Genomic DNA, 11,910 nt, shown 5'->3' with positions numbered 1-11,910 from the left:
CATGGGCAACTGGTCACGCTTCAACATCGCCTCGATCGTGCTCGGTTTCGGCTTTCTCTACCTGCCGATCGTGCTTCTGGTGATCTTCTCCTTCAACGAATCGAAGCTCGTCACCGTCTGGGCGGGCTTTTCGACCAAATGGTACACGCAGCTCTGGCATAACCAGGCGCTGCTCGATGCCGCCTGGGTGACGATCCGCGTCGCGCTGATCTCGGCGACCTTCGCCACCGTGCTCGGTACGCTCGCGGCTTTGGCGCTCGTCCGCTACACGCGCTTCCGTGGCCGCATGCTGTTTTCCGGCATGGTCTATGCACCGCTCGTCATGCCCGAGGTGATCACCGGCCTGTCGCTGCTGTTGTTGTTCGTTGCCATCGGTCTCGACCGCGGCTTCTGGACGATCACGCTGGCGCACATCACCTTCACCATGTGCTTCGTTGCCGTGGTGGTGCAGTCGCGCTTGCTCAGCTTCGACCGGTCGATCGAAGAGGCAGCCCTCGATCTCGGCGCCACGCCGGTCACGACCTTCTTCTCGATCACCCTTCCGGTCATCGCGCCCGCGGTGTTTTCCGGCTGGGTCCTCGCCTTCACGCTGTCGCTGGACGATCTGGTGATCTCGAGTTTCACCACGGGACCGGGCGCCACCACGCTGCCGATGAAGATCTACAGCCAGGTGCGGCTGGGCGTGACGCCGGAAATCAACGCGATCTGCACCATCCTCATCGGTGTCGTCGCCATCGGGGTGGTCGTTGCCTCGATCGTCACCAAGCAGCGCGAGGCGCAGCGCGAACGGGACGAGCGGGCGGCCTTCGCCCAGTCCTGAACGGTGCGAATTCGAGACTAGCGTGACGCGGCTTGTCCGCCACGAACCGACGGCTGGTGTCCCTGACGCCGGCCGTTTTCAGTTGGGTTCGCCAAGAACCGACAGGGGTGATATCACTGCATTCGGCCAGGAACCGCCGACGAAGAAACGCAGCCTTTGCCCGGCATTCAATGTGTCGGTGTAGGTGCCTGCGAGCGCCAGGCTGCCGCTGCGGTAGGGAATGACGCCGTTGACCGAGAGATTGCCGGTCTGGCCGGCAAAGAGCGCTCGGTTCAGCCGCGCCGACCCTTCCCCGAAGCTGGCTTCGATATCCGCCGTCTGGAAGGCGAAGTTGCCGTCGCTCGCCTGCGCCAGCGAAAAGAATTCGCCGGCCCGGACAAGGTTCGCAAAGGCATTTGCGTCGAAGCCGGTGAGGTTGCCGTTGGCGAGCGAAAGCCTGATGCGGCCGGAAGCCTCGGCCACCTGCGCGCGCCAGAACGGGTGTTCCGTCGTAAGGTCCAGATTGACATTGCCCCGGCCGGTCGGAACCGGGCCGGTGAAACCGAAGTCAGCAAGGGCGGCGGCAAGGTCGGCATTCTTCAGCACCAGTTCCAGACGGCCACCGCCGGCCAGCCCCTCTTCCGAAGCGGCGAGCCGCCCGCTGAGCCGGCCATTGGCATAGGTGCTGTCGGCGACGTCGATGGAGGCGCGCCCGTGATCGATGATGACGCCGGCGGCGAGATCTTCGAGCCGTAGCGGGCCTGCCAGCGCCTCCTGCGCCGACAGCCGCACATCGGCACGCCAGCTGCGCGCGAACGCGTCGCCGAGTTGTTGTGTGAGTTCGTCCGGCTCCAGCGGGTCGATGAATGGCTGCAGCCCATTGAGATCGATGCGGTCGAAGGCGAGCGTGCCTTCGACGCGGTGGGTATCGTCGATCGGCGTGGAGATGTCGAGGATGCCGCTCGCGTTGGCGCCGCCGAGCGTCAGCTGAAGCTCGTCGAGCTTCAGCGAGGCCTTACCGCTGGTGACGTTGGCGCTGAGGCTGAAGCCGCTGTCCGGCAATGCGCCCGCCGCCTTGCCTTTGTACCAGGCGGCAAGGGCCTGCAGCGAGGCCGTCGAAACCTGCAGCCGTCCCGCGGCAGTCGGTGTAGGGGAGAGATTGCCGTTGCCTTCGAACGAGAGACTGAGCGCCGCCGAGGATAGCGACGTCTTGAGCGCCGCATCGTGGCCGGTCAGCAGCATCAGCGGTTCGTTGCATTCGAGCGTCCAGGCCACCGTCTGTCCGCCAAGGCTTCCCGAAAGCCGGGCGCTGAGCTGCTTGGTGAACGAAGGCCAGGAGACGGTTCCGGATATGCCGGAAAATTCCCGGGTCTGGTTGGTGACGAGGTCGATGATCTGCAGGCGGCCGTTTTCGACGGTGACATCGCCGAACGGCGTATCCTTCTCGGCAGCCTGTGTGTCCGGGGTACTCAGCCAGTGCGGCCGCTGCCAGTTGAGTGTGCCGTCCGTGTGCCGCTCGAGCGTGACGACGGGCTCGATCAGCCGGATATCGTCCAGCGCCGGTGTGCCGTCGATCGCTGAAAACAGGCTGAACGTCGCGGTAATGCTGCCGATATGCGCGAGCTTGCGGGACGATCCATCCGTAGTTTCGATCGTCGCCGAGCGGAGCGTCAAAGTCGGTTCCGGCCAGAAGCTGATCTCGGGATTGCCCGATATCCGGCTCTTTCCGCCGGACCAGGCGTCCAGCATATGCTCCACGGTCGGACGCACGTTCGTCGTCGAAATCACCAGAGGCAGGACGGCGTTGTAGCCGGCTGCAAGCCCGACGCCGATCGCGGCCGGCCACAGGAAATGGCGGCGCCGCAGCTGCGACAACAGGCGTACGTCGCGCATCATATGCAGAAATTTACGTCTCATGTCCGCCTGGTCGCCGTCGCTTGGGTCACGTGAGCTTGGATAGGCCTTCGGTCCTCAGAAATCAAATGCGACGGACAGGCAACAGACAGGTAAATGTCGTCCACGCGATGACGAGGCGCTTTCCGGTGCTGTTTATTTTGCGATGCAGCATGGTATAGAGGGCATGGAGCAGGAGTGGAGGAAAGCATGCACGCAGAGCAGCCGTTGTGGGTTCCAGGTCCGGAAATCCTTGCGCATAGCCCCATGGCCGAATTCATCGCCTGGAGCAGCAAACGCTTCGGCAGAACCTTTGCGGATTACGATGCCTTCCACGCCTGGTCGGTGGCCGAGCGCGGCGACTTCTGGACCGCGGTTTGGGAGCACTGCGGCGTCATCGGAGAACGCGGCGCAACAGCCCTCGTCAACGGCGACCGCATGCTCGACGCCCGCTTCTTCCCCGACGCGAAGCTGAACTTTGCCGAGAACCTTCTTCGCGAAACCGGCGACGGCGACGCGCTCGTCTTCCGCGGTGAAGACAAGGTCGAGTATCGCCTGTCGTGGGACGAGCTTCGCGCGCTCGTGTCGCGCCTGCAGCAGGCGCTGAAGGCTCAGGGTATCGGCCCCGGCGATCGCGTTGCGGCGATGATGCCGAACATGCCCGAAACCATCGCCTTGATGCTGGCGACCGCCTCGATCGGCGCGATCTGGTCGTCCTGTTCTCCCGATTTCGGCGAGCAGGGCGTCCTCGATCGTTTCGGCCAGATCACGCCGAAGCTGTTCATTGCCTGCGACGGCTATTGGTACAACGGCAAGGGCCAGGACGTCGATGTGAAGGTTCGCGCGGTCTCCAAGGCCCTTGGCGTGCCGGCGCTGATCGTTCCCTATGCCGGCGACAGCGCCGCGCTGGCGGCCTCGATCGAGGGTGGCGCAACCCTTGCCGATTTCATCGCGCCGTTTGCGGCAACAACCCTGACCTTCGAACGCTTGCCCTTCAGCCATCCGCTCTACGTGCTGTTTTCCTCGGGCACGACGGGCGTTCCCAAATGCATCGTGCATTCGGCCGGTGGCACCCTGCTGCAGCATCTGAAGGAGCATCGTTTCCACTGCGGCCTTCGCCGCGGCGAAAAGCTCTTCTATTTCACCACCTGCGGCTGGATGATGTGGAACTGGCTGGTTTCCGGATTGGCCGTCGGCGCGACCCTCTGCCTGTTCGACGGCTCGCCCTTCTATCCCGACGGCAACGTGCTCTTCGACTATGCCGCAGCCGAGACGTTCGCGGTGTTCGGCACCTCGGCGAAATACATCGACGCCGCGCGCAAGGGCGGCTTCGTACCGGCCAACACGCATGATCTTTCCACCCTTCGGCTGTTGACCTCGACCGGTTCGCCGCTGTCGCCGGAAGGCTTCTCCTTCGTCTACGAAGGCATCAAGTCTGACGTTCAGCTTGCGTCGATCTCGGGCGGGACCGACATTGTTTCCTGCTTCGTCCTCGGCAACCCGCTGAAGCCCGTCTGGCGCGGCGAGATCCAGGGGCCGGGTCTTGGCTTGGCGATCGACGTCTGGAACGACGAGGGGCAATCGGTGCGCGGTGAGAAGGGGGAACTCGTTTGCACCAAGGCATTCCCGTCGATGCCGGTGATGTTCTGGAACGATCCCGAGGGCGCCAAGTATCGCGCCGCCTATTTCGAGCGCTTTGACAATGTCTGGTGCCATGGCGACTTCGCCGAATGGACCGAACACGGCGGTATCATCATCCACGGCCGGTCGGACGCGACGCTGAATCCCGGTGGGGTGCGCATCGGCACGGCAGAGATCTACAATCAGGTCGAGCAGATGGAGGAGGTCGCAGAGGCGCTCTGCATTGGTCAGGACTGGGAAGACGACGTGCGCGTCGTTCTCTTCGTTCGTCTCGCCGCCGGCGTCGCCCTGACCGACGACCTGACGAAGGCGATCAAGAACCGCATCCGCGTCGGCGCCTCGCCGCGCCACGTGCCGGCAAAGGTGATCGCGGTCGCCGATATCCCGCGCACGAAGTCCGGCAAGATCGTCGAACTCGCGGTCCGCGATGTCGTGCACGGCCGTCCGGTGAAGAACAAGGAGGCGCTCGCCAACCCCGAGGCGCTTGATCTTTACGCCGGACTGGATGCCCTTAAAAATTGAGGGCGCGTTAACGGATTCGCGTGATTGGAATTAACCAAGGCTTCAGACTTGCTGAAAAATCCCTAAAATTGCGGATCCGGCGGGTAAGGTCTTGTTAAGGATTGGGGGCGCATGGTCATGCCAACTTGAGGCCGATCGATGTTGGATCGGCGTTCGGCAGAGATGCCGTCGCGGACATGACGTCGTTACTTCTCGAGCGATTGTTGGTTTAGCATTCAACTATCGAGGTGGCCTCCCAGCCACCTTTTTTTTATGCGTTTCTCGTCCGCCAGGCCTTGCTGAACGGGGCTCAGGAGCGGCGTTCGAGCGATCGCGACACGAGGATGACCGGGATCATGCCGGCGGCGACGATGATCATCGCGGCGACCGAAGCGTCTTCGACCTTGGCCCGAGACGCGTCTTCGTAGACGAGCGTGGCGAGCGTGTTGAAGTTGAAGGGTCTGAGCATGATCGTTGCCGAAAGCTCCTTCATTGTCTCGATGAAGACGAGGAGAGCGGCGGTCAGTACCGCGGGGCGCATCATCGGCAAAAGCACGGTGCGCAAAGTCTGGCCGCCGGTCCGGCCGAGCGCGCGCGCCGCCATGTCGAGATGCGGCGAAAGCTTCTGGAAACCCGCTTCGAGCGAGCCCTCGGCCATGGTGAGGAAGCGCACGCTGCAGGCGTAGATGATCGCAAAGCCGGTGCCGGTCATCATCAACCCGGTGGAGATACCGAACGTATTGCGCATGCCGGCATCGATAATGTTGTCGAGAGCGGCCAGCGGGAAGAGCACGCCGATCGCAAGAACAGTGCCGGGCACGCCATAGCCGAAGGAGGCGAGTCGCCCGGCGATGTCGCTCACCCGAGAATGCCCCGTGCGCGCCGCATAGGCGAGCACGAAACCGAGCAGAACGGTCACCGTTGCGGTCGCACCTGAGACGAGGATGCTATGAAAGAGCGCGTTGAGCAGCCGCGGCTCGATGAACTGGTCGATGCGCTTGAGCGCATAATTGCCGAGGATCAGCACGGGTACGGCAAAGCCTGAAATCACGGGCAGCAGGCAGGCGACCATGGCGGCCCACTTCTTCCAGCCGGACAGTATGAGCCGGGCAGCATCGTGGACGGCGGACGTCGTCTTCTGGCTGGAGAAGCGCTGGCGTCGCCGTGCGGCCCGCTCGATCATCATCAGGCCGATGACGAAGACCAGCATGATGCAGGCGATCTGCGCGGCGCCCGCGAGGCTGCCGCGGTTCAGCCAGGTGTCGAAGATCGAGAAGGTCAGCGTCTGCACGCCAAGGAATTCGACCGCGCCGATGTCGTTCAGCGTTTCCATCGCCACCAGCGTCAGGCCGATCATGATGGCCGGGCGGGCCATCGGGATCTGGATGCGGAAGAACACCTTCAGCGGCCCGGCGCCGAGCGTGCGGGCGACGTCGGCGGCCGCGCGTCCCTGCATCAGGAACATCGAACGGCAGGCGAGGTAGATATAGGGATAGAGAACCGAGCTCAGCACGAGCACGGCGCCGCCGAGCGAGCGGATATCTGGAAACCAGTAGTCACGGCTCGTCTTGAAGCCGAAGATCGCGCGGATCAGTCCCTGCACCGGCCCAGTAAAGGTGAAAAGCTCGCCGAACGCATAGGCAGCGAGATAGGCGGGGATTGCAAGCGGCAACACCAGTGCTGCCGACAGGAAGCGCCGCAGCGGAAACTCGCAGCTTGCGACAAGCCAGGCCGAGAGGATGCCGACGAAGGCGGTCACGGCACCCGTCAGCGAGATCAAGAGCAGCGTGCGCCCGGTGGCGCGCGGAATGACGTTCTGCATCAGATGCGGCCAGTCGCCGCCGCCGCCCGAGATCGCCAGCCAGGCGATCGCGATGATCGGCATCAGCACGATGACCGATGTCAATCCGGCCCATGTCGCCAGCAGGGGATGCGAAAGACCGGTTCCGGCACGCGCATGGCGGCGCTTGATGCTCTGAGATGTGGACTGCAATCGATCGATTCCGCGGCATGACGGCAAGAAATGGCCAATGGCGGCCAGCAAACTGGCCACCACAAGTCAACATTTCCTTATAGCATCCGGCCTCAGTTCGCCAAGACGCGTTGTGACGGGAAGGAAATTTCCACCAGCGTTCCCTCGTTGGGCGCCGAGGTGATCGAGAAGTGGGCGCGGTTCGCCTCCGCCATCGCCTTGGTGAGCGGCAGCCCGAGCCCGGTGCCGTCGCCACGCTTGCGCGCGCCTGTGGTCACCTGCCGGAACGGTTTCATCGCCTGGTCCAGTTCGCCGCGGGTCATGCCGACGCCGGTGTCGCGAATCCTCAGCATGACGCTACCGTTCGCCTCGTAGGAGGTCGACACCACGATCTGGCCGCCCGACGGCGTGAAACGGATGGCGTTCGCCAGAATGTTGAGCGCGATCTGCTTGATCGACCGGCCGTCGGCCACGACGTTCGGCACGGCTGCCGAAAGCGAGGTGCGGATGATGACGCGCTGGCTGTTGGCCTGCGGCTGGACGAGCGACACGGCTTCCGAGACCGCGTCGTTGATCTCGACGGCGCCGAAATCGAGTTCCATTTCGCCTGCTTCGATCTTCGAGATGTCGAGCAGATCGTTGACGATATCGAGCACGTGGCGGCCCGACCGGCCGATGTCGCCGGCATATTCGATGTAGCGCGGGTGACCGACTGGGCCGAAATGCTCGCTCGCCATCATGTCGGAAAAGCCGATGATCGCGTTGAGCGGCGTGCGGATCTCGTGGCTGACGCGGGCGAGGAACTCGGTCTTGTGGGCATTGGCCGTTTCCGCGGCGCGCTTGGCGTTCCGGAGTTCCTCTTCGGTGCGTTTCCACTGGGTGATGTCGCGGATCACGGCGCAAAAGCCATTGGAGGCGGAAAGCCGGCCGATGGTCATGAACAGCGGAATGAAGCCGCCATTCGCTTCCCGCCCGATCACCTCGCGTCCGTCGTTCAGCACACTCGCGACGCCGTGGCCGGAAAGCCCGTGCAGGTAGTCGATCACTGCCTTCTGGCTTTCGTGAGCGAAGAGCGCGGCGAAAGGTTTGCCGCGGATCTCGCCCTCGTCATAATTGAAGAGCGCGCTTGCCGAGCGGTTCATCGAGCGGATGTCGCCGTCATGCCCGAGAATCACGACGCCATCTGTCGCGGTTTCGAGGATGGACCTGAGTTCGTCGATTTCCGTCTTCAGACGGTCGACTTCGTCACCGGAGATGGCATCGTCTGCTTTGGTCGACGGCGCGTTCGCGGCTGCCGGCGTCAGCGCCAGCATCAGCGCGCTCCGGCCGTCCCAGCGGATCGTGTGCAGCCGTGCGATGACCGGCCGCATCTGACCGTCCCTGCGGATCAGCATCATCGTGCCGTCGGGTTCCTGGTCGGTCGCCTCTTCGCCATTGGCAAAGAGTGCGTCAAGGCCGCCTTCCCGGACAAAGTCGTCGAGGTCGCCATAGGCGGTGAGCCGCAGAAATTCCGGATTGGCGTGCAGCAGCTTTTCCCCGCGATGCACGAGCATACCGATTGGCAGGCTGTCGAGGATCTCGCCGCTAAGGCCGATATCTGCCGCTTGCTGCTCGAGATGCACGTTCGCCTGTTCGTCCTCGGCTGCGCCGTCGTCGGTCTCTTCTCCGGTTTCTTCCGCGCCAGTCTGTTCTTCTGCCGGGAGCGTCGAGGAAGAGATGGCTTCGTGCGCGTCTACCGGGAAGGGTGTGCTTGCATCGGCCGCTGCGTCGCTTTCCTCTGCGGGTGCGGTTTCCGCCGGCCTGCCAAAATGCTCGCCCAATTGCCGCGCGATCTCGCGGAACGCCGCCTGTTCGCCCCGCGTCAGCGCGGTCGCCGCGCGATGTTTCTCGAGCTCGACGATCTTGTCGGAGACGGGGGGCTCAGCGTTGTCGACGAGCTGTAGGGCAGGGCGCTCTCCCTGGAAGAGATCGTCAGTTGCGGCGACCTGTTCGTCTGCGGCAACTTCGGCTGCATGGTTCGGCTCTGCCTCTGCCTCCTCGCTGGAGGTGAGGGTCTGGTCTTGGGGCGCATCACGATCCTGCGCAGCTGCGACAGGCTCGGCCTCCGTTTCGGAGGACCTCTGCGCGACGACCTGCACCTCGTCGGCGGACCGCTCCTCGATCTCAGGGCCGACGGTCTCAGGATCGACCGCTGGAGTATGCGCGTGGTCTTCCGACGGCGTCGCTTCCGCGGCAGCTTCTGCCGTCATGTCCGTTGCGGCGCCGAACGTCAGGCCGTTGGCGTGTTCGTCTTCGACGGCATCGGCAAGGCGCACGATACCGAAACCGCGAAAGCCGTCGAATTCGCGTGAGCGCGAGTAGGTGGGCAGGGCCGCCAGGTCGACCGGAACCTTGAGGCTGGTGCCCTGCACGGGCCAGAAAATCGTCTTGCCCGACCAGGTGTCGCGGCGCTGCAGCAGCGCGCCGATCTTCTGATCAGGATCGAGGTCGTAGCGTGCTGCCACGTGGTTAAAGGTGGTGCCGATCACATCGGCGGCACGCGGGCCGACGGCGGTGGCGAATTCCTCGGAAATCTCGCTGAAGCGGCCTTCGGCGTCGATCTTCCAGACGAAGCGTACCGCACGGCCGCCGGGCACGAAGGCGAAGTCGGCCTGTTCCGTTTCAGTGGTGCCGGCATCGGTCGCCTCTACCGTCTCATCCTCGCGAGTGACCTCTTCCGTCACGGGGATTTCCGCGGCAACCGGCGTGTCGGTCGCGGTCACGTCGGTCGCGACCGCAAGCGCCGGCTCGCCGTCATCTTCCGCTGGCTCCACGCCCCGCGCCGAAGTTTCCGCACCTGCGGCGGCAAGCGCCTCCGGTTCCTCCGGTAGAGCGACCTGGCCTGCAGCGACGTGGACGTCTGCGTCCTCAAGGTCGCCATCGTCCTGTGGCGCGGCAACCGCTTCGACGGACTCCGCCTGTTCGAATGCGTCGGCCAGGGCAGCGTCTTCGGCTGGTGCAGCGCTTTCGACCGGCGCTTCGGCCGGTTCGACGATATCCTTTGCCTCCGGGGCCGGTGTCTCGGCGGTCGGTTCCAGCTCTTCGGCCAGCGGCAGGATCGGCAACACTTGCGCCGCCGAGGTCTCTTCGTCCGGATCGAGCGTGCCGAGAATGGTCTCGACAGCAAAGAGCAGATGCAGCGACGGTTCGTCGGCGATCTTGCCGACCGCGGCCGGCAGGTGCCCCTTCCGCGTTGCGACTGGGCGCTTGATCAGCCAGTCGTGGTCTCGGCCGACCGTATCGACGAGCTGCTTGCGCGTCTCGTCCGACATGCCGAGATCGATGAAGCCCGGCGAGTGTGCGATGATGCCGCCGTTGCCATCGAGAACGGCCATGTGGGTGTCCGGGCCGTCGAGGCCGGCGATCATGCGCGCAGCACGATCCTCAAGCGACAGCGGCGTGCCCGAATGCGGTGCAGTAAAGAGCACCGCGTCCTCGTCCGGGCGCACGCGGATCATCTCCACGCTCACATTGAGCGGTGTGCCGCGGAAACCCGAGAACTTCCGGATCGAAAGCTGGCGCCGGTCGCCGGCGCGCACGAGCTGCGCTCCCGCGGCCTTGAGCTGACGCAGCGACAGCTCGCCCTGATCCGGTCCCGCATCGATGAAATCATAGATCGACCCGGCGCCGAAAAAGGCCGCGCCCTGGTCGTTGGCCCAGAGAATGCGCGCAAAGTCCCGCGAAAACAGGATCGCCGCGTCGCCGCGGGCAAAATGCTCCCGCACCCGCGCATGCACGGCGATATCAATGAAGGGATACTGTCTCGCGGGCATAAAGGGGGCCTATTGACGGATCGCTTGCGGGTTAACACTCTATTAATACCCGGCAGGCCCGCAAGGGTCCAGCGAGGGCCGGAGCTTCGTCACGGCTTTCAGCGCGAAAGGTTAATTCTCCGGATTTTGTGCACTGCACAATTTTATTGCAATGCACAAGCAAGTAGTTTATATAATGCGCATCAATCAACGGCGCCTCTGAAGAGGGCCAGACACCAAGGAGCGCTTTCATGGCTACCAAGAAGACCGACGACGTATTTTCCCTTTCCTCTTTCGACCCGGCGAAGTTCACCGACAGCTTCCGCGACTTCGCGGAAAAGGGTGCCGTCCAGTCGAAGGAAGCCTATGCCAAGATGAAGACCGCTGCCGAAGAGGCAACGAAGACCGTTGAAGCAACGCTCGAAAGCGCCCAGACCGGCTCCGTCGAACTCGGTCTCAAGGCCATCGACGCACTGCGCACCAATGCCGAAAACTCGCTGTCTCACATGGAAGCGCTGCTCGGCGTGAAGTCGCTGTCGGAATTCGTCGAACTGCAGACGAGCTTTGTCCGCAAGCAGGCCGAACTCGCGGTCGAGCAGGCGAAGTCGATGCAGGAAGCCACCAAGAAGGTTGCCGAAAACGTCACCAAGCCGGGCAAGGACGCCGCTGAAAAGGCGATGTCGTCCTTCAAGAAGGTCTAAAGTCAACCGACCGCGCCGGCTGAACGATGGCGACAGACTGCTGTCGCCGAATTCTGCCATCTGCGCCCAAAACCAAGAATCCGGATGGCTTGCCATCCGGATTTTTTCCAGGATAATCTCAAGTTAAGGCTTGCAAAGCGACGGAAGTCTCCGTATGTGAGCCGCCAAGCGACTGATGTCGCTTTATGTGCGGTTGTAGCTCAGTTGGTTAGAGCGCAGGTTTGTGGCACCTGAGGTCGTAGGTTCGATTCCCACCAACCGTACCATTTCTTCTCTATACGATCGGTATAGCGATTTGCGGGGCGCCTTGCTTCGTCAGAACAGCTTGGCCAAGGCTCTGAGCGCCACTACGTCCTGTACGCCATTCTGATAAAGTTCGATCAGCCGGGCGGCGAGCGCCGTTGCCTCTGCCGACTGGCGCGACAGCTCTCGCTCTCTTAGTGTTTCCTTGAAGACATCGTCGATCTTGGTGAGTTCACCCGGCAGGATCGGCGGGCCCGGTATGGACACAAGCATCCTTTCACACTCCTTTGTCGAAACGGGAGCGCGAGCCGATTGCGACCGGCGTGCTCGCAGCCATCGCCTTGAGCAAGCAGCTCAATTCCCTGTGAA

General features: G+C 63.3%; 7 protein-coding genes and 1 tRNA gene. 4 read left to right on the top strand and 4 right to left on the bottom strand.

Annotation, left to right across the window (positions count from 1 at the left end):
- The first annotated feature begins 1 nt into the window (after position 1).
- Positions 2–820: an ABC transporter permease subunit gene (locus OVA00_RS15815; protein WP_034800828.1), complete on the top strand. Its 819-nt coding sequence runs from the start codon at positions 2–4 to the stop codon at positions 818–820.
- A 78-nt stretch (positions 821–898) separates the two neighbouring features.
- Here the strand turns inward: OVA00_RS15815 and OVA00_RS15810 are convergent, their stop codons facing one another.
- A complete protein-coding gene (locus OVA00_RS15810; RefSeq protein ID WP_060584005.1) occupies positions 899–2,716 on the bottom strand; it encodes an AsmA family protein in 1,818 nt (605 codons plus the stop codon).
- A gap of 186 nt (positions 2,717–2,902) precedes the next feature.
- On the opposite strand from OVA00_RS15810, the gene OVA00_RS15805 reads away from it, so the two are divergent.
- Positions 2,903–4,855, top strand: coding sequence for an acetoacetate--CoA ligase (locus OVA00_RS15805; RefSeq protein WP_268089302.1), 1,953 nt, complete (start codon positions 2,903–2,905; stop codon positions 4,853–4,855).
- A 289-nt stretch (positions 4,856–5,144) separates the two neighbouring features.
- On the opposite strand, the gene OVA00_RS15800 is transcribed toward OVA00_RS15805, so the two are convergent.
- Both OVA00_RS15800 and OVA00_RS15795 read right to left on the bottom strand, forming a co-directional pair.
- Positions 5,145–6,827 (bottom strand): ABC transporter permease, encoded by a 1,683-nt coding sequence (locus tag OVA00_RS15800; protein WP_268089301.1) that lies wholly within the window; start codon positions 6,825–6,827, stop codon positions 5,145–5,147.
- Positions 6,828–6,919: 92 nt separating this feature from the next.
- Positions 6,920–10,618 (bottom strand): PAS domain-containing sensor histidine kinase, encoded by a 3,699-nt coding sequence (locus OVA00_RS15795; protein WP_268089300.1) that lies wholly within the window; start codon positions 10,616–10,618, stop codon positions 6,920–6,922.
- Positions 10,619–10,848: 230 nt separating this feature from the next.
- On the opposite strand from OVA00_RS15795, the gene OVA00_RS15790 reads away from it, so the two are divergent.
- Positions 10,849–11,298, top strand: a complete 450-nt coding sequence (locus tag OVA00_RS15790; protein ID WP_034800834.1) for a phasin — start codon at positions 10,849–10,851, stop codon at positions 11,296–11,298.
- Positions 11,299–11,487: 189 nt separating this feature from the next.
- Positions 11,488–11,564 (top strand) — tRNA-His (locus OVA00_RS15785).
- A gap of 49 nt (positions 11,565–11,613) precedes the next feature.
- Here OVA00_RS15785 and OVA00_RS15780 read toward each other — a convergent pair.
- Positions 11,614–11,814 (bottom strand): hypothetical protein, encoded by a 201-nt coding sequence (locus OVA00_RS15780; RefSeq protein ID WP_089044699.1) that lies wholly within the window; start codon positions 11,812–11,814, stop codon positions 11,614–11,616.
- Positions 11,815–11,910 lie beyond the last annotated feature (96 nt).

It is taken from the genome of Ensifer sp. SL37, from assembly GCF_026672675.1.
Lineage (GTDB): Bacteria > Pseudomonadota > Alphaproteobacteria > Rhizobiales > Rhizobiaceae > Ensifer > Ensifer adhaerens.
This window is presented reverse-complemented; position numbering and strand designations above follow the sequence as displayed.